We start from the raw sequence: 18,532 nt of genomic DNA, 5'->3' as shown, positions 1-18,532 counted from the left end.
AAGCGAGCCTTGCGTGAGCGGGAAGCCATTCCCTCAAAGAACATGGAGCGACACTTGGGGGTCTGGACACATGGCTGTCCAGCACCGGCGAGTATTCCTGGGCTCGCTGACTGGGCCGCTGCTCGCGGGATTACCACTGTGCTATGGACGGCGCTGCCACCGAAGTTCAACGGGGAAAATCAACGCGTCCCATCAGTGGAAGAAGCAGTTGCCTACCTCGCAAGCCTCTCAGGGCAAACTGCGACGCTCGCAGAAGAGTACGTCCGGCGAGCCCCGCCCCAGATTGACACCGTCTATCGTCGTGAGTTTGCTGCACGTCTAGGCTGGCATCCCCTTCCGAAAGGGAGCTAACTGCGACGTGCGTGTGATAGCCGATGGCCAAACTCCGGCAATGGCCAGCACCGTTTCTCACCTTGGGCCGACTTGGGCCGGAAGGCCCGGCCCTGTCAGCGCTGCCCGGGGCTCCGGCTCAACAACTGGATGAGCAGAAGCCACTTGTGTGTCACTTTGCCGGCGGAGGCAGCACAACGATGAGTGCCATCCATGGGGCGATTGCCAGAACAGTGGCAATGTACGCGTACTTCAAACAGCTGAATTTTGACGAGAGAATCTTGGAATTGCGCCAACATTGACCCAGGAGGTCTTCCTCGAACTCCATCAGCGTACGCTCCGCGCACTTCTGCAAGAACTCGTGCTCGGCCATGCTCGACACCCGTTCAAAGAAGATGAGCGAATTTGACCCGCCTCGCAGTTCCGGAAAATATCCGTACCACAGGTGCCAGAAGCTAACAGTAAGCGGTGTAAGGAACAAAACGCCCACAACCGAGATCAGGGCCGTTAGTTCATCAAGTTTCGGCAGCCGCGTCGCGATCATGGCAAGCATGCCCAGGTTGATACCCAGGCCGACCGAGAGTTTTGTGTCTACACGGGAGAAGAAGCCCAAGACCAAATTCAGCTGCTGCCAAGCGGCACTAACGCGGTCGCTTTGATTTGGCGGGTGGCCGCCAGAATTTTGAGGTTCTTGCACGGGGTGAGTTCTCTGTCTTGAGGGATACGGTTTGTGTTCGTTTGATGGCAGATCGAAGACCGCAGATGTCCAGCGTTCCGCAGCAGCGCGCTCCTGCAGCCGCACAATCCTCAAGGAAAGCTGTGTCGGCCAGCGCACATCGGTGCTGTTCCAAGATGAAAGTGACCAGGGCCGCAGCGTGGTCGCCACATGCAGTGATCGCACCGTCAGGATCGCGGCCACATGGGCAGACTGGGGGTCTCCCGACCAAGGTTTCAGTGCGCGTCGACACCCGAGCAAGGAGTAGTTTGCCGTGCCAGAGCTCGAGCCTCCGCTTCTGAGGGCGCGAATCCTTGCGGACCATGAACTGCCCCGCGAGCACATCTGCCTTGAATGCCGGACCCAGTCGTTCGGCTGCCTGCTCAGCATTGGCCTGATGCTGCGCAGCACGACCGTGCGCGCGGCCGTTCTCCGCTCCAGGAAAGACCCGGCGGGCGTTCGCGCCGATCTGGTAGGTCAGGTACTGGTAGACCGTGGCCCACCAATGCCTCGCTGCTGCTTCGTCTTGGATCCGGCTCGGATTGTCTTCTCCCCAGCCGAGGCAGAAGCTACGGTCACCGTTGATATGCCGATCGGGACAGAACCCCGGCAGCATGCCGGGGTCGGCGATCTCGCGCACTGAGACGTGCTCGCCTGCAACGGAGACGAGCAATCTAAATGCGTACTCGGCTCCGCCGGCCCGAACCACTGTGATCCCAACCAGCCCCCCGACAGGGTCTACGATCAACGTGGCACCGTAGTCCGGTGCCACGCGCTGCAGCAGCTCCAAAGGCCTTGGCGTCACGTCGCGGCCACATGAGGACGGATCGGCTGCGCGAGCGCAGGAGCCACTGCGGGTGCCACTTCAGCGTAGTGTGCCTCCAGTGTTGCCTTCGCCACGCGGTCCCCGGATGCGGCGAGTTCCTCCACCGCTGCGGCATAGTCTAGGTTCGCCGCCTTTCGCTTGTCGGTAAAGACGGTCCGTATCGCGGCGCTGGCGGCCTTGTAGGCATTTTCACCAATGGCCGTCTCCACACCGTCGCAGAGTCGTTGTTGGGCTTCAGATTCCAACACCGCTCGCCCCGTGGCACACCGCAGAAGGCTCCCCTTCATGCCCAGGCGGGAAATGGCAAGGGGGCCAAGTTCGAAGCCAATGGCCAATCCCAGCTCTGCCACTTCCGCGCCTTCGGCGCTCAGTTGCTCCAGGGCAGTGGAGAAACTGCTGCGCAATGCACCCGCGCACTGGGCAGCGGTGCTGACCGTGTCCTGCGCATCTGTCGTCTGTGACGTGCCCTCCAGCAGCACCCCATGAAGGCAGTCGCCAATAAAACGGACACGACGCCCTCCAAAATCCTCGTGTACGACCGCATCCAGCTCAGAGCGCAATACGTGCAGTGTTCGAACCAGATGTTCGGGATCCTCCTCTAAGTGCTTGTCCACGAAGTCGGTGAATCCGTCAATGTCGGCATAGATCGAAACGCCATCAAATCGCCTTGAGTTCGCCGCGCTGAGCAGGGAGAAGTCCAGATCAGAAAGCGGAGGCGTCGGTCGACTGAACTTGAATTCGCCGATAGGGAGCTCGGCCTGTTCATCTTTCCAGAGTTCGATGATGCGCGACTTGGAAATGCCGAGTGCAGCGGCCTCGACGCATGCGGAAATCTGAGCATCGGTCAGCGAAGTGGTGCGGTCCTTGTTGCCGGTCAAGGTAGGCAGTTCAAGCACGGCACGTGCGCCGTGCGTCAGGTAGATGCCTTCAGCCCCTCCATGCCCGGCACACTTGGCCGCCTGATTGGCTGGGGAGCCTAAGAAAAGAGGTTCTCGGCTGGCGCGACGACCATTGTTGACGGCCAACGCCATCCCGCTGTCAATGCCGACACGAACCTGGGCATTGGGGATGTGCGCGTCCGAGTCGCCCGTTTCAGCCAGCACATCGATGGCGAGCTGGGCGATCGCAACCGCGCGCTCGATCCGGGCGCGTTCGTTGGCATCGCCGTACGGCTTGGTCACAACCGCATGCAGCCGCTGGTTGTGAAAGTCCACACGGATGGCATCACTTTCAACGAGGATGCGATGGACGGCGCGGTAGTGCTGATTCAGGAATCGAAGGGCCCGCTTGTGGCAGGTTTCGCCTTCGATGTCAGTGCAGCTAAGCATGTCCGCCAGATTGACGATGTCGATGTAGACATGCGCCCCTTGGACGCGATAGGCGCGATTGACTGGAATATCCACCAGCGAGGTTTCCCGCTTGTAATCGCGGATGTCCACGTCGCGGACTTCGGCGTAACGGGTGGCAATGCGCTTCTTGGTGCGATCTTTTTTCCAGCTGTGTCCCATCGTGCTACTCCCTGCGCCCAAGAGGAGGCCAGGCCGGGCGGGTCGCGTCGCCTACGGCGTGGCTGGCAGCCGGATTCATTCCAGCTCCTTTGGGCGTATATTGGGACCCAGTTCACACTTTCAAGGGGGCAGTATGGGGACTGGGATCGTCGAGCGCCTCGCGGCGGATGATGGCAGGCGACTGATCGCCGCCTTGGCTGAGTTCCGCCTGCTGGCCGGCTTGGACGCGGCCGCAGCCCAGCTGGCACAGGCCGGGGAATTGCTCGACGTGGGGACAGAGCAGGCCTTTATCACTCAGGACGCCCCAGAGACCGACGTTTTCTTCATTGTCTCCGGCTCCGTGGACGTGCTGGTCAACGGCAAAGTGGTTAATACCCGAAGGGCTGGGGACCACGTCGGCGAAATGGCAGCCATCGAACCGGCGCAACTGCGGGCGGCAACTGTTACTGCACGCGAGCCGACCGTAGTGCTAAAGGTGCCGGAAATCGATTTCAGCAGGATTGCGGATTCACACCCCGTCATCTGGCGGCGGCTGGCCGCGACCCTTTCGCGCCGTCTAAAAGAGCGCAATCACATGATTACCCAACCTCGCGGACAGGTCCGGGTCTTTGTGATGTCGTCGGTGGAGGCGCTCCCTGTCACGCGGTTGCTGGTACAGCACTTCGAGCACGACCCGTTCCTGACGGTGGTATGGGACCACGGGGTGTTCCGCGCCGCCAACTACACACTTGACGAGCTCGAGCGCCAGCTGGAACAGGCAGACTTTGCCATTGCCGTGGCCCACGCGGATGACATGGTCATCAGCCGCGGTGACGAGTGGCCTGTCATGCGCGACAACGTCGTCTTTGAACTGGGTATGTTCATTGGATTCCTGGGGCGTCGGCGCGCCTTCTTGATGGAGCCGCGCGAAGACAAGCTGAAGCTTCCCAGTGATCTCACGGGGCTCACGACCGTCCCCTACCGATACACCCCTGGCCCGGACGCCCGGGCTTTGATTGCACCGGCATGCGAACAAATTCGCTCCCGCATTCTCGAAGCTGGGCCGAGGGACTGACGGTGGCACTGCTGGAAGAGATGACGGCCGCCGTGCAGGCGATAGCACAAACCCGATGGTCTACACGGAGAGGTCAAGTTGTACCCGATCCAGAAGATCTGCGATTGGGCAATGACGCAGTGGAGTTTGATCGTGCCACTGTTTTGTACGCGGACCTGAACGGCTCAACGAATATGGTCGACACCGAAGCCTGGCAGTTGAGTGCAGAGATCTACAAAGCGTTCCTGCACTGTGCAGCGACGATCATCAGGAAAGAGGGCGGCAAGATCACCTCCTACGACGGAGATCGTGTCATGGGCATCTGGGTGGGTGACCGGCAAGCCACGCCGGCGGCTAAGGCCGGGTTGAAAATCAACTATGCGGTCAAGATGATCGTCATGCCAGCGTTGAAACAGCAGTACCCCGACTGGACAGGTACCGTGAGGCATGTCGTCGGAATCGACAGCAGCCCAATCCGAGCTGCTCGCACGGGTATTCGAGGCGGCAACGACATCGTCTGGGTTGGACGCGCGGCCAATCATGCGGCCAAGCTCACGGACCTGGACCTTGCCCCGTCAACCTGGATTACCGATGAGGTGTTCATCCGGTTGGCTGATGAGTTGAAGTACGGTGGAACGCCGCCGACTCTGATGTGGGAGGCGTTCCGCTGGAACCGGCAGGGTGGTCGCCGCATTCACGGATCAGACTGGGCTTGGCGCGTCTAAAGCGCCCTCTGCGGACCCGGCATTCGCAGGGCCAGCATGGCAGGGAAAGGGCGCACTGTTAGAGGCCGATTTCATGGCGCGGGAGTCAGGCAGCCGAGTCCTGCCCTCCGATGAGTGCGCGCCGGGAGAGGAACCCGCTGCCATTGCGGAGCTCTGGCAGAGGTTCATCTACGCACCGGCCCCTAGCGCCGCATTGATCTCAGCGAAGGCCTTCTCAAAGCGCTCCAGCGTTTCATTGATGGCCGTAGTTTCCGCGGCCAGCACGTGCTGATTCTGGATGAGCCAGTTGGCGGGAGTGAAATGATCCAGGGGCGGAACGGAAGCCCCCATGACATTAAACAGTGCTTCGGCCTGTTTGACCTGGCGCGTCAGGGCACCGTCTTGGCTGAACTGCCGGGCGGAAATTTGCCCTTTTCCCTTCAGACCGTAGGCACCGTTGAGGATGTCGGCGAAGACGGCGGGTGCGAAGAAGTCCTCAATGTCGCTCTCCGCCTTTCCGGTGAAATCCGTGGCTACCAAGACGCCGGAAGTCTTCATGATCTGAGACTCCCTCAGCCGCTGCACCTTGCCTTTATCGCCATTGCCGTAGTCACACAAGGCGACCATGTGGATGCCCTTGCCAGAGAAGAGCGAGGCGAACGATTGCACTTTGTCTATGCCGCCTGTGGGGCAGATCACCCACCGGCTGTCCAAGCCTTGGCGCTTGCGTTGCTTGAGCGCGTGCGATGCCGCCTGAAGATAGAGCACATCCGAAGGTCCTTCGACCAACAGGGTATGCGCTCCCACAAACAGGCTTTGGGTAACCTCGTAACCGAGATGGGCCTGAAGGGGGAACAGCGTGTCCTGATCGACGCTCAGGACGTCCGCGGAGACCTGTGTGCCCTTAACGGTGGGGCGGCGACGCTGGTCGTAGGTGACAACGTCCTCGACGACGCGAACGTCCGCAAGACGATCGGCCGGCACCATAAAGGGCGAGTGGGTGCTGTAGATGACCTGGTGGTCGGGGAGTAGACGCTCAATGATGTAGCGGAGCAGATCAGCTTGCGCCTTTCCATGTAGCGTCAATCCAGGCTCATCCAGAAGGATGATCGCACCGGGGTTCCTCTTTCGCATCTGCTTGAACTGCGACAGGAAGGAGAAGAACCAGACGAATCCGGCGCTGCGCTCAGACAGGGGCACCGAAACCTTGTGGTTGTCATTCCGAATGCGGATTTTGGCAACAGTCCCGCTATTGAAGGGGGCGGGATCCTCGGAGAGGCCTTGGGCAAGCGCTATCTCTACACTGAGCGCGTCGTTCTGACTCCAAAACTCGAAGATCTCATCGGTAATTTCATTGGAGGCGGCTTGGCAACGTGCGTTGAGCTCTTCCAGGCGTGTGCTGGACTGCAATTCGCTGACCGACGTCCCGGCGTACTCGAGGAAGTCGAGGAAAATCTGGTCACCCGGGGAGATCGTCGCGCCGCTTTGGGTGTCACGAGACAGCTTGTCCAGCGATATCTCCCCGGACATGCGATCAAAGTGAGAGGTATAGAAGAACGCCGGCATCCTTTTCTGCAGGATATCGATGGCCGCCAGCACTGGTTTCCCCTTGCGGAAGCCGCTGATGGACCGCTTGACCGCCTGCAATTGGTCAGACGGCTCGGGGTGCGCATCTATCTCGACCACGAGTCGATCCAGCAATATCTTGGAAAACTTCTCCCGCTCTTCGCCTGCCACACCGTGCTGGTCGAGCAGAAACGCGCGCACCACGTTGGGATCGACGTGAATGCTCCAAGTGCTGTGGCCACTGTAATCTGTCGTTACGTCAACGGTCGTACTACTTAACGCGCCGGCACCCAGGACGTCGGCGACCGCCTTTTGGTCTTCGTGGCTGAGCTCCCAGGTCAGGGTGGCAGCCGGTGCGGGTTCGTCGTCGTGGCGTTCCTCATACCGCGTGAGGAAGCGGCGGGGGTAATCGCGCACCGTGTCGTAAGCAAACTGGTCGGCGATGGGACGGGTACCAAACAACGCCGTCAGAATTGCAGTCTTGCCCGCCTCGTTCTTACCGACCAAGCAGGTCAGCTCTCCGACATCGAACGTTCCGGAATCCTCTGCAGAACGGAAGTTTCGGATCCGTGCCTTGACTAGCTTCATGCTGCCCCCTGATTCCTGCCGTGGATGGTGCGCGTCTTGTGCAGGATAGGGCCCGAGCGGGGCACATTCAACGCGCACTGCTGGCCGCTCGGGCCGGAGGCTCAGTCCTCATCCATCAGGCGCGCGGCGGGGTTGCTGCCGACGCCGCCCTGCTGGAAATATCCGATCACGCTGGCCACGGAGCGGTGATCGGTCATCGCCATCAGCGCCGGCAGGGCCACCCCACGCCGCGCACCTTCGGTAACAAAGCCCGAGCGCAGGCTGTGGCCGGCAAAGTCCCCGTCCAGACCGGCCAACCGCGCCCGGTCCTTAACGATGGCGGCGACCGCCTTGCCGCTGAGCGCGCCGCCCAATGACCGTGGCCAGACGCGCCGGAACAGGGGGCCGTCGGTAATCTCGGCCACGTCCAGCCAGTCCTGCAGTGCGGTGGCTGCCTCTCCCAGGATGGGCTTGTCGGGGCTGCTGCCAACCACTGGCCCGGACTGCAAGGTTTTTCCGTGATCCAAGCGATAGGTGTAGCCGCCTTCGGGCAGTCGGGTGAGGTGATTCACCGTCGCCTCGGCGACTTCGCTGCGGCGGCGCCCGCCGCTAGCAAAGGCAAAGTAGAGCAGGGCGCGATCGCGCTTCCCCTTGAGCGAGGTGTCGCAGGTGGCCGCCATTGCGCGCAGATCTGCGGCTGACAGCGCGGTCTTCTTGGCCGGGCGCTCGCCTCGTTTGTGAGAAGCCCTGCGCCCCTTGGACAGTAGGGTCCTCACGGCGCGATCCTCGCAAGGGTTGTCTTGGCGGGCCTGCTTGTGGGCCGCCGACAAGACCGCCACCCGGTGGACCAGGCTGGAGAACGCCAGCGGCCCAGGCTTCTTCTTCAGGCCCGCATGCACCAAGGCGCTATCCAAGTCTGCAGGCAGATCCCAACGAAGCCCCAAATCGCCTGAGCGCCCCATGTGATCCACGATGAACTGAACCACTGCCGCCGGGGGGACGGGTAGGGCGATGGGCCTGCCATAGCGCCCTTCGAACCAGCCCGCCCAATAGCGCAGGGCGCCGGCGTAGCTGCGAATGGTGTTAGGCGCTTCGGCCTCCTGCAGGATGTCTCGCACCGCTTCTGCGGCGGAAGTGGCCAGCCGCTCCGGAACGAGGGTCGGCAGGGAATCATTACGTACAGGGCCAAAAGCTGCCTAAGCGACTGAATTTCAAAGTTGATTGCTCGTCTCTCGATCAGGTTCTCCCCATCTATGGGGTCTGTTCAAGCACCTTGGCTGTGTAGCTCAGCGGCGCCACTTCCCTTTCAAGATCCAGGTGGTAGTCGCCGAAGCGATTGATGTGGCTGGTCCGATAAGGCGACAGGCCGGCCAGGATCTCGGGCGTCAGTTCAATCCCCTCCTTCCTCATCTCGGCCAAGGTCCGGCTCATGCCTTCCACGTTGTCGAGGATGATCATGTTGGCCACCAGCTGGCTGTACTTGATGATCTTGCGCTGCTCGTGTTGGACGTTCTCAGCAATGATCCCCTGGCTGCCAAAGAACACCCATTTCACGAAGCCGTTGTATTCCTCGCTCTTGTTGGTGGCAGCATGGATCGTTTTGCGGATCTCATTGTCATCAATGTAGCGCAGCAAGAACAGCGTTCGAACGGCCTTGCCAAGTTCCCGGAAGGCGAAGTACAGCTTGTTCTTCCGGCTGTAGGTGCCCAGCCGGCGCAGGATCGAGGACGCGGTGATCTTGCCCAATCGGATTGAGATCACCACCCGCAGCATGTCGTGGAGATGGGTGGCGATCAGTTGCCAGTCGATGCTGTCCCCGAACAGTGCCTGGATGTTCTTATAAGCCCTACCCGGTTCGGGCCGAAAGAATGTCAGGTCCTTGATGTTCCGGATCCGGGGCATCAGCTGGATGCCCAGCATGTGGGCCAGGCCGAAGACCGGATAGCTTTGGGCCTGCGTGTCGCCATGGACGATCTCAGGCTGGATGTCGGAAGTGTTGGCCAACAGACCGTCGAGGATGTAGATGCCCTCGTGCACGCCACAGGGAATGAAGTGGCTGAACAGCGCTACGTATTTGTCGGACACGTGGTAGTAGCCGATGCCACCGTAGCCGCCGTAGCGGATGTGATACTCCGACAGCAGGTTGTCCTCGTAGACGCTCCACTTCGTGCCATCAGCTGATGCGCTCTTGCCGCTGCCCCAATAGCCAGGCAGGTCGAATTTGTTGTAGGTATTGATGACCTCCACGATGGCCTTCTCAAGCACATCCTCGGTCACGTATTTCAGGTTGAGCCAAGCGACTTGGCGCCGGCTGAAGCCCTTGATCGACCGCGCCGTCTGCGTCGGCCCCAGGTTGCAGCCATAGCAGAATAGCGTGGTGATCACACGTCGGGGCAGATCTTCGACCTGGCTCTCGGTGCCGGCGATCGGGCGGAAGAAACGGTGCAGATCCAGCCATTGGCTGGCATCGATCAGGACATCGACGATGCTGGATTCTGGAAGCCGTTCGGCGATGAGGCGATCCACCGTGGTAATCGCGCTGGAGACTTCGGCGCGTTGCCCCTTCCGCAGCACCAGGCGCCCATCCAGGATGTCCGCATGTACGTTCTCCGGGAAACGCGCGTCGACCTCATCGGCCAGGGAGGTCAGTTGTGCACGTAATCCCGCCACGAAAGACTCGGCGTCGGTGGGCAGGCCTGACACCTGGCCGTAGGCTTCCAGTTCCTGGGCCAAGGTGGCTTCATCGACCAGCTGCTCACGGTAGTCATCAAACCGTTCGCTGCTGGGAATGAAGAGATCTCCGGACTTCAGTTCGTCCTTGACCTGCACCAGCACGGCCAGCTCGAAGTACTTACGGTGCATCCAGCCGGCGCCGGCTGCACTGGCCCGCTTGCCGAACACGTGCTGACACCAGAGCTTGGACATCCAGTCAAAGTCCTTTTCCGGGTCCAAACCGAGGGAGGCGACCTCGATCAGCTCACGGCGCTGGTTGCGCAGCGAGAGCACCGCTGCGATCAGCGGCTCCATGCCGGCGTCGTGGCTGGTCGCCCGAAGTTTCATCAGCTCCAGCCCATTGAACAGCAGCGGCCTGACCGCGCCATAGGGCTGCAGCATGAAAGGCAGGTAGTTCTTCCCGGCGTAGGCCATATGTTCTTCGCATTCGGCCAGCAAGGTCGACACTTCCGCTTCCAGGCTGTTGTCGATGGCATCCACGCGCTGACTATCGCTGCCGTCTAGCTGATAGGCCTGCAGGATTTCCTTGAGCTGGCCGATGAGGAAGTCGGCCCGTTTGGCATGTTCGAGCTGGTAGGCCAGCAATTTCTGCTGGGCCGTGTTCTCCAGCCCGCGCACCTGCTTGATGAACAACTCGGCTGCATCATCCAGTGTCTTGGCATGCTGGGCGCGAATGAAGATGGTGGCCAGCGCATAGCGCTTGTCCGGAGCCAGTTCGGCCAGCTCGCTGGCGTCATAGGCCCGAGCCATTGCACGGAACTGCTTGAGCTTGGGCACCGGCACATCGATGGGAGGCAGCTGGTCGGCCAACTGCTGCAGCATGCGGATGTGCTGCAGGTAGAACCGAACTTCCTTGTTGGTGGGCCGGCCGGGCTCGCGCTTGAGTGATTGCCAGCCGGTGAACCTGGACCCTTCCGGTGCGCGCAGCAGTTCGTCGATGAGCGTGCGCGTGGCAGGCGTCAGCGCGTGGCTGATGCTGCGGTAGTAGCCCAGATTGACCCGCTCACGGGCGCCGATGGCGGCCAGCTCCAGAGTGCGGAAACCGGGCAGTTCGTAGCGATGGTGCACCAGCTCTTCGAGCAGGACGTTCACGATGTCCGGGATGGTGTGCTTGGTCTGGGCTGCTCCGGTGGCCACTGTGTCCAGCCAAGCCAAGCCCGATTTATCCAGGGGACGTACCCCGATGAATTGCCGAAGCTGCGGCATATGCCGGCGCTGGCTGCCGGAAGCGTCGTAGCGTTCGAGCTGGTCGGTGTCCAATACGCGCCCGAGTCGGGCGGCCTTGGCGATGTGCTTCCGGATCCGCTCGGGTACGTCGGCCAACAGCGTGAAGTAGCCCAAGCGTTGGAAGAGCTTGAGATGAATCAGTACCGCCAGCTGCGGACCCGGCTGGGTGGTCAGCTGCTTGGCGAATGCAATCTCAGCGGCGGTCGGGGTATAGATCTCCTCCAGTTCCTTGGCGGTGGGATCAGGCTTCAGTCGCGGGTAGGCGGTCTCGTGAAGGGTAGCCATTGGATCCGGAGGGTGTGAGGGAGATCAGTCCCAGTGCCGGCCGTCGTCTGTACTGAGCGACGCTTCCAGGAAGCACTGGTGCGTATCGGCCATGCGGTGCATGTCATCGAGCAACGTGGCCAGGATTTCATCCAGATCCCTTTCGGGATCGGTGGGAGCAGTCAACTGGTACTCGCTGCTGGCGGTGTTCAGGCGCACAGCCTGGAACGGGGCCAAGCAGATCTCTTCAATTCGGCCTCGGGCCTTGGCCGCGCCGCGGCCCGTGCGGGCAAACGGGGTCAGCACCATGCGCAGGCGCAGCTGCAGGGCCGATTTGCCCTCCGGCGCCGGCAGTGCCATCGCCGGTACCGGCACGGTTGGACTGGGCAGGCTTGCTTCAATGCGGTCCCGGGCAAACGGGTCACGCCCGTCCAGGTAACGCATGGCCGACTGCACATCGCGCCAGCCCACGTACTCCATCAAGGCCTTCATGTCCCAGCCTTGGTCGTTGGCCCAGCTGGCAAAGCCGCGGCGCAACGAATGGCTGCTGTGGAGCCCCGCATCGGCAAAGCCGGCACTGGTCAGCAACTCGCGCAGCAGGCGCACCAAGCTGTTGGGATGCAGGCCTTCGGCGCTCACCTGGCCCCATTGGTTGACTGCCCGAAACACCGGCCCTTCTTGCAGGTCGGCCGCCTGCAGCCACGCCTGGGTCGCCTCCACCGGACATAACCGCGACAGCGCCGGCACCTTGTAGGTGACGCCGGCTGCCTGGCGATCACCCTTGCTGCGTGGCAAGAAGCAGGTCATCCCCTGTCCCGGCACCAGCGTGAGATGGGCCACGTCCAGACGCAGCAGTTCATCGCCACGGAATCCCCGCCAGAACCCGAGCAGCACCAGCGCTCGGTCTCGTTGATGGCGCAGCGCCGCCGGCCCATCGCCCCGGGCATGTGCCGCAGCGATCGCCGCGGCCAGCCAGTCATCGAGCTCGACCAGCCGCCGAATCTGGAGCGGCGCGGCTTGCTTGACCTGGCCCGGGTGCAGGGTCTGGATGCCTTTGAGCACCTTGCGCACCAGCGGCGATCGGGTCGGGTCGACAAAGCCGTGGTCGCGGTGCCAAGAGGCGATGGCCGCCAGACGTTGGCGGAGGGTGCTGGTCGCCAAGGTCTGCGCATAAGCGGCCAGGTACCGGGCCACGCTGTCAGGTGTCGCTGGGAGGTGGCCTTGCCATTCAACCTCGAAGTGCCGCAGCGCCGACGCATAGCTGCGCACCGTGTTCTGGCGCGTGGCCGCATCGAGGTAGCGGTCCAGTTCGGTCACTGGCGCGTGGCCTCCACCGAGGTCGTCTGGCGCAGCGTCGACAGGATGGTGCATTCCGCCCGCTGCCCGCCATGGCAACTGGCAATCACCCGTTCCAGCTCGCTGGCCATGCGCTGCAGGTCGGCCATGCGGGCGCGCACGTCGGCCAGATGGCTGCGGGCCAACCGGTCCACGTCCCCGCACGAAAGCTCCTCATCGCCGGCCAGCTGCAGCAGGCTGCGGACCTCCTCCAGGCTGAAGCCCAGGTCCCGGCCACGCGCAATGAAGCGCAGCCGCTCGATGTCGGCCGGGCCATAGACCCGGTAGCCGTTGCCCGTGCGCCCCGGGCGCGGCAGCAACCCGATCCGCTCGTAATAGCGAATCGTCTCCAAGTGGCATCCGCTGGCGTCGGCAGCCTCACTGATTTTCATTCGTAGTACGCTTGACTCCGTAGTAGCTACGGACTTTACGCTGAACCCGTATCCGCCGCCACTCCGGCCGCGGCGCTGCATGTGACGACCATGCCACTGCCCATCGCCTTGATTCGCTACTGCCTGATTGCCTTGCTGATCGGCTGGGTTCTGCCCGCTTCTGCTCAGGCGGAGCCTGCCGCAGCAGACCTGCGCCAAACCTGGCAGATGCTCGATTACATCGCGGTCGACTACCCCGGCGCGGTCCAGGCCGGTCGCGTAATTGCCCCCAACGAATACGCCGAAATGAGCGAGTTTGCCGGCGCCGTGCGCAGTCAGCTGGCAGCATTGCCCGGTGGCCAGAACCAGCAGGAGCTGACGGCCCAGGCCGACCGCCTGGTCCAGGCGGTGGCAGAGAAGGCCGACCCGGCGCAAGTGGCAACGTTGGCGCGCGGGCTCGGCACGACGCTGTTGGCCCGCTACCCGATCGGCGCTGTTCCGGCGAGCGCGCCGAAGACCTCCCAGGCCGCGTCCATCTACAGCCAGCAGTGCGCGGCCTGTCACGGCCCCACAGGTCACGGTGATGGCCCCGCCGCGCAAGCGTTAAGTCCGCCGCCGATCGCGTTCACCGATGCCACTCGCGCCGCGCAGCGAACGCCGCTGTCGTTGTACGAGGTCATTTCCCAGGGTGTGCCGGGTACCGGCATGGTCAGCTTCTCTGGGCTGTCAGAAAGTGATCGCTGGGCGTTGGCATTCTATGTGGGCAGCTTGGGGTACTCCTCGCAAGCCAAGGCTCAAGGTGAGGCGTTATGGCGCACCAGTGCAGAGGCCCATACGCACATTCCCTCGCTCGAAGCGCTGACACGCACGCGAGAGGCCGATCTTGCCACCACGATGCCCGCCGATCAGGCAAACGCGATCATCGCCTACCTGCGTTCGCAGCCACAGGCAGTAAACGAAGCGGTACCAGGAGCCGATCGCTTTGCGGTGGCGCGGCAGCGACTGGCCGCCAGCCAGCGCGCTTACGCTGATGAGGACCTGGCTCAAGCCAAAAAGCTTGCGCTCTCGTCCTATCTGGATGGTGTAGAGCCGCTTGAACCCACGCTGGCCACGCGCAATCCGTCATTGCTGCGAGAGATCGAGACGGCCATGGCAGGCTACCGCGCGCAGCTGGATCAGCATGCGCCCGCGGCTGACGTTGCCGGGCAGGCAGCGCAAATTGCCCAGCTGTTTGATCGCGCGGACGTGGCGCTGCAGGACACCCGAATAGGCGCCAGCACCGCGTTTCTAGGCAGCTTTACCATCTTGGTACGCGAAGGACTGGAAGCGCTGCTGATCGTGATTGGTATCGTGGCGTTCTTGCGTAAAGCCGAGCGGTCTGATGTGTTGCCGTATGTGCATGCGGGTTGGATCTGCGCGTTGTTGGCAGGCGCAGCTACCTGGGCAGTGGCCACTTACTTTGTTGATATCAGCGGTGCGAACCGGGAAGTCACTGAGGGCGTCTCGGCCTTGTTCGCTGCCGCTGTCCTGCTCAGCGTAGGCATCTGGATGCACCAAAAGAGCCTTGCAGGGCGGTGGCAGGAGTACCTGCACGCCAAGCTGACGACTGCGCTGACACGGCGCTCGGCTGTTTTCCTGTTCATGCTGGCCTTTGTCGCGGTGTACCGCGAGGTGTTTGAGACGATCTTGTTCTACATCGCGATGTGGAGCGATCAGGCGTCCACCGCCATCCTCGCAGGCCTGGTGGCGGGAATCGCGGTGTTGGCTGCGGTGGCGTACTGGATGCTGCGCATGAGCAGGCGGCTGCCGATTGGCCGGTTCTTTTCGATCAGCTCGATTCTCATCGCGGTGATGGCGGTCATCCTGATCGGTAAAGGCGTGGCCGCGTTGCAGGAAGCGGGCTGGATCTCTCAAACACCGCTCGCGTTGCCGCGCATCGAGTGGATCGGCCTGTATCCCACCTGGCAGTCGCTGCTGGCGCAGGTATTGGTAGGCACCGCCGCCATCGTGGGGTTCCTCGCCAATGCCCGTTCCGGTGTGCGCAGACAGCCAGGCGCAAACAAGCAATGAAACAACACAGCAGAGGACCAAGACATGAGTGATTGCGGGTGCCACCACGAAGCCAAGAACAAGGAGGAGCGACGCATCCTCTGGATCGCCTTGGTCCTGAATGCAGCGATGGCCGTGATCGGCGGCATTGCCGGCTGGATTGCCCATTCCACCGGGCTGCTGGCTGACGCGCTGGACATGCTGTCTGACGCCACCGCCTATGCCATTGGCCTGGTCGCTATCGGGCGCACGGCGCGCTTCAAGGCCAACGCCGCGTGGGTCAGTGGCAGCGTGCTGCTGGTGCTGGGCGTAGGCGTGCTGGTCGAAGTCGGCCGCCGGGTGATGTACGGCGCCGAGCCGGTCAGCGGTTGGATGATCGGTACCGCTCTGGTCTCGCTGGCCGTGAACCTGAAGGTGCTCCGTATGCTCGCCCCCTTGAAGTCTGGCGAAGTGCATCTGCGAGCGACCTGGCTGTTTACCCGCGCCGATGTGGTGGCCAACGTTGGGGTGATTCTGGCCGGCCTGTTGGTGTGGTGGCTGGCCAGCCCCTACCCGGATTTCGTGATCGGCGCCCTGATCGGCCTGTATGTGATCAAGGAGGCTTTCGAGATCTTGGGTGATGCTCGCCGGGCGCGTGCCGACGCGCGCAAAACGCGTGCATGACAGCGCTTGGCCGGCTGAGCTGTGGCCTGCGCTGGCTGCTGCTGGCGCACTTGGCCGTGGGCCTTGTGACGCAGCCGGTGCTGGCAGTGGTTGGCGAGCTCCATGCTCAAACCCATCTGGCCGCGGCCGACCATGACCCGGCAGTGGCATCACCAGCTTCCGAGCGTGGCGTAGACGCCGCGCTGCACCGGCTACAGCAGCTGGTGCTGTGCTGTAGCCAGGCCGCGCCGGCTCCAGAAATAGTGTTGGCCATTGCTCATATCGGCCGGCATTGGCCGTCGGCGACAGCCCATGCGGACAGATATCGGCATGAGCACCTGCTCGCGCCGTTCCGGCCGCCGATCGCAGGGTGATGCGCGCCGGCGTGCGCCGGATCCCTGTTGGCTATCGAAAATTCTGGAGTACTTCATGCATGTGCGATTGGCGGCCCTGGCCGCGTGGCTACTGTTGAGCGCGGCGGCAACGCCGGCGACAGCAGAAGAGCTGATGACCTTGGACGACGCGTTTGCACGCGTGGCCCAAACCCACCCCGAGCTGCGCCTGGTCGATGCGCGAGCCACGGTGCTCGCTGCCGAGCGCGACCAGGCCGTGCAGCGGCCACCGTGGACGTTGGGGGCGGAGGTTGAAAATGCGCTGGGCACGGGCGCGGCCCGTGGCCTGGACAGCGCGGAGTTGACCTTGAGCCTGAGCTCGGTCCTGGAGCGCGGCGGCAAGCTCGACGCCCGCCGCACCTTGGCCCAAAGCCGGATTGATGCACTGGCCGTGCAGCGCGAGACCGGGCGGCTGGACCTGCTCGCCGAGACGGCGCAGCGCTATTTGGCCGTTGTCGGTGCCGACCGGCAACGCAGCCTGGCGAACATGGATGTCGGCCAGCGCCAGCGGACCGTCGCCGCTGCCCGGCAGCGCCTGCAGGCTGGCGCGTCTCCCGAATCGGTGATGCTCACCGCACAAGCAGCACTGGCGAGAGCAGAATTGACCCGTGATCGGGCCGAGCAGCAGCGCATTGCCGCCCGGCAGCACCTTGCTGCCCTCTGGGGCGAACGTGCTCCGAGCTTCGAGGTGGTCGCGGCGGATCCCATGACCCTGCCGGCGATCGCGTCCATGCAGTCGCTGGCCGAGGAATTGGAGCGCACTCCCGAGTTGGCGCAGTTTGCCGATGCCCGCCGGATCGCGCAGGCACGACTGCAGCTGGCGCGTTCGGCGGCCTCGCCGGACTTGTCGTGGCAGCTGGGCGTGCGCCGCCTGCAGGAGACTGACGACACCGCGCTGGTGGCCAGCCTGTCCATGCCACTGGGCAGCCGCAGCCGCGCGCAGCCGGAGATCCGCGCCGGCGAAGCCGAGCTGGAGGTTCTGACGATCGAGCGCGAGGCCAAGGGCCTGTCGCTGTATTCCACGCTGGTCGAAGCCCATGGTCGCTACACCGTGGCGCAGGCCGAGGTGGCACGGCTGCAAGGCGAGGTGCTGCCGAAGTTGGCCCGGGCTGAGCAGGCCGCCGAGCGCGCCTATCGCGCCGGCGCGATCAGCTACCTGGAATGGGCACAGCTGCAGTCCGAACGCACGGCCATGGCCCAGCAGCAGCTGGACGTGGCGCTCGATGCGCAGCGCGCCCTGATCGAAATTCAACGCCTGACCGGCCAGGCGCTTGTCGCGCCGCCGGCGGCTGCTTCCACCGGAGAGACCCCATGAATCGCTTTTCCTGGACCGCACTGGGCATGGCCCTGATGATGCTGGCCGCCTGCAACGCGTCGGCCCCCAACGAAGCGTCCGAAGGCGGCGCCGCCGCTGAGGGCGAAGAGCACGGCGAGCACGAGGAAGCGCCGCTGGAAACCAAGATTGCCGCCAAAGCTGCGCAGGCAGCGGGTATCCAGGTCGCACCGGCAGGCCCCGGTGAGATTGCTGACGAGCATGAGGTGCAAGGGCTGTTGACCCCGATTGACGGTCGCATCGCGCAGGTCACGGCACGCTTCCCCGGACCGGTCCGCTCCGTGCGTGCGGGCGTGGGTGATCAGGTACGGGCCGGCCAGGCACTGGCCACGGTAGAGAGCAACCTGAGCCTGACCACCTATACCGTCACCGCGCCGATCAGTGGCGTGGTCATGGCGCGCACGGCCGCCGTAGGCATGGCCGCCGCTGAGGGCGCGCCGCTGTTTGAGGTCGCCGACCTGTCCACGCTGTGGGTGGACCTGCACATCTTCGGCGCCGACGCCCAGCACATCGGTGCTGGCGTGCCGGTGACGGTTACCCGCTTGAGCGATGGCGTCACCGCACAGACCACCTTGGAGCGCGTCCTGCCCGGCACCGCCACCGCCAGCCAAAGCACCATTGCGCGCGGCACGGTGGCCAACACCGATGGCCTGTGGCGGCCGGGGTCGGCGGTCAAGGCGCGGGTCACCGTGGATCGCCAATCGGCAGCGTTGGTGGTGCCGATCACGGCGCTGCAGACCGCAGAAGACCAGGACGTGGTCTACGTGCAGCAGGGCGAAACCTACCACACCCGGCCGGTGAAGCTGGGGCGCCGCGACGCCGAACGCGCCGAAGTGCTGGAAGGCCTCAAGGCCGGTGAACAGATGGTGGTGGCCCAAAGCTTCCTGATCAAGGCCGACATCGAAAAGTCCACCGTGGAAGAAGAATGAGGCCCGCC

Annotated in this window: 15 protein-coding genes; 7 read left to right on the top strand and 8 right to left on the bottom strand. The window is 63.2% G+C overall.

The features are described 5' to 3' along the window. Window positions 1-502: 502 nt before the first annotated feature. The 3 genes from ACZK4Z_RS11245 to ACZK4Z_RS11235 all read right to left on the bottom strand — a co-directional run bounded on the left by ACZK4Z_RS11245 (window position 503) and on the right by ACZK4Z_RS11235 (window position 3,379). A complete protein-coding gene (locus ACZK4Z_RS11245) occupies window positions 503-1,027 on the bottom strand; it encodes a Pycsar system effector family protein (RefSeq protein WP_474752781.1) in 525 nt (174 codons plus the stop codon). Beyond that, on the bottom strand, window positions 972-1,754 hold the full coding sequence (locus tag ACZK4Z_RS11240; RefSeq protein WP_369332838.1) for an E2 domain-containing protein: 783 nt from the start codon (window positions 1,752-1,754) through the stop codon (window positions 972-974). The genes ACZK4Z_RS11245 and ACZK4Z_RS11240 overlap by 56 nt, the downstream gene beginning before the upstream one ends. Before the next feature lie 92 nt (window positions 1,755-1,846). After that, window positions 1,847-3,379: an adenylate/guanylate cyclase domain-containing protein gene (locus ACZK4Z_RS11235; RefSeq protein ID WP_043033494.1), complete on the bottom strand. Its 1,533-nt coding sequence runs from the start codon at window positions 3,377-3,379 to the stop codon at window positions 1,847-1,849. Between the two features lie 133 nt (window positions 3,380-3,512). Here ACZK4Z_RS11235 and ACZK4Z_RS11230 point away from each other — a divergent pair, with 133 nt between their 5' ends. Then, window positions 3,513-4,433, top strand: coding sequence for a TIR domain-containing protein (locus ACZK4Z_RS11230; protein ID WP_197577779.1), 921 nt, complete (start codon window positions 3,513-3,515; stop codon window positions 4,431-4,433). A 2-nt stretch (window positions 4,434-4,435) separates the two neighbouring features. After that, window positions 4,436-5,137, top strand: coding sequence for an adenylate/guanylate cyclase domain-containing protein (locus ACZK4Z_RS11225; protein WP_024956864.1), 702 nt, complete (start codon window positions 4,436-4,438; stop codon window positions 5,135-5,137). 168 nt (window positions 5,138-5,305) lie between these two features. On the opposite strand, the gene ACZK4Z_RS11220 is transcribed toward ACZK4Z_RS11225, so the two are convergent. The 5 genes from ACZK4Z_RS11220 to ACZK4Z_RS11200 form a co-directional block, all read right to left on the bottom strand. Further along, window positions 5,306-7,270 carry an AAA family ATPase gene (locus tag ACZK4Z_RS11220; RefSeq protein ID WP_197577780.1) on the bottom strand — a complete coding sequence of 655 codons (1,965 nt, stop codon included), beginning with the start codon at window positions 7,268-7,270 and terminating at the stop codon, window positions 5,306-5,308. 101 nt (window positions 7,271-7,371) lie between these two features. Then, the gene (locus ACZK4Z_RS11215; RefSeq protein ID WP_024956866.1) at window positions 7,372-8,367 is read right to left on the bottom strand and encodes a site-specific integrase; all 996 of its coding nucleotides are present in this window, start codon (window positions 8,365-8,367) and stop codon (window positions 7,372-7,374) included. Window positions 8,368-8,500: 133 nt separating this feature from the next. Continuing rightward, window positions 8,501-11,494, bottom strand: a complete 2,994-nt coding sequence (locus ACZK4Z_RS11210; RefSeq protein ID WP_024956867.1) for a Tn3 family transposase — start codon at window positions 11,492-11,494, stop codon at window positions 8,501-8,503. Between the two features lie 24 nt (window positions 11,495-11,518). Continuing rightward, window positions 11,519-12,790 (bottom strand): site-specific integrase, encoded by a 1,272-nt coding sequence (locus ACZK4Z_RS11205; protein WP_005413373.1) that lies wholly within the window; start codon window positions 12,788-12,790, stop codon window positions 11,519-11,521. Next, the gene (locus ACZK4Z_RS11200; RefSeq protein WP_012480230.1) at window positions 12,787-13,200 is read right to left on the bottom strand and encodes a MerR family transcriptional regulator; all 414 of its coding nucleotides are present in this window, start codon (window positions 13,198-13,200) and stop codon (window positions 12,787-12,789) included. Before ACZK4Z_RS11200 ends, ACZK4Z_RS11205 begins: the two co-directional genes overlap by 4 nt. 90 nt (window positions 13,201-13,290) lie before the next feature. Here ACZK4Z_RS11200 and ACZK4Z_RS11195 point away from each other — a divergent pair, with 90 nt between their 5' ends. Genes ACZK4Z_RS11195 through ACZK4Z_RS11175 form a run of 5 tightly spaced genes read left to right on the top strand, consistent with a single transcriptional unit; the run spans window position 13,291 to window position 18,524 of the window. Continuing rightward, window positions 13,291-15,249, top strand: coding sequence for an FTR1 family protein (locus ACZK4Z_RS11195; RefSeq protein ID WP_021201907.1), 1,959 nt, complete (start codon window positions 13,291-13,293; stop codon window positions 15,247-15,249). A gap of 24 nt (window positions 15,250-15,273) precedes the next feature. After that, complete coding sequence (locus ACZK4Z_RS11190) at window positions 15,274-15,891, top strand: cation efflux transmembrane domain-containing protein (RefSeq protein WP_197577781.1); 618 nt, start codon at window positions 15,274-15,276, stop codon at window positions 15,889-15,891. Next, window positions 15,888-16,244 (top strand): hypothetical protein, encoded by a 357-nt coding sequence (locus tag ACZK4Z_RS11185; RefSeq protein WP_012480228.1) that lies wholly within the window; start codon window positions 15,888-15,890, stop codon window positions 16,242-16,244. The genes ACZK4Z_RS11190 and ACZK4Z_RS11185 overlap by 4 nt, the downstream gene beginning before the upstream one ends. A 55-nt stretch (window positions 16,245-16,299) precedes the next feature. Beyond that, the gene (locus ACZK4Z_RS11180; protein ID WP_024956869.1) at window positions 16,300-17,577 is read left to right on the top strand and encodes a TolC family protein; all 1,278 of its coding nucleotides are present in this window, start codon (window positions 16,300-16,302) and stop codon (window positions 17,575-17,577) included. Next, the gene (locus tag ACZK4Z_RS11175) at window positions 17,574-18,524 is read left to right on the top strand and encodes an efflux RND transporter periplasmic adaptor subunit (protein WP_024956870.1); all 951 of its coding nucleotides are present in this window, start codon (window positions 17,574-17,576) and stop codon (window positions 18,522-18,524) included. Before ACZK4Z_RS11180 ends, ACZK4Z_RS11175 begins: the two co-directional genes overlap by 4 nt. Window positions 18,525-18,532 lie beyond the last annotated feature (8 nt).

Source organism: Stenotrophomonas sp. 71799_Sma, from assembly GCF_056482505.1.
This window is presented reverse-complemented; position numbering and strand designations above follow the sequence as displayed.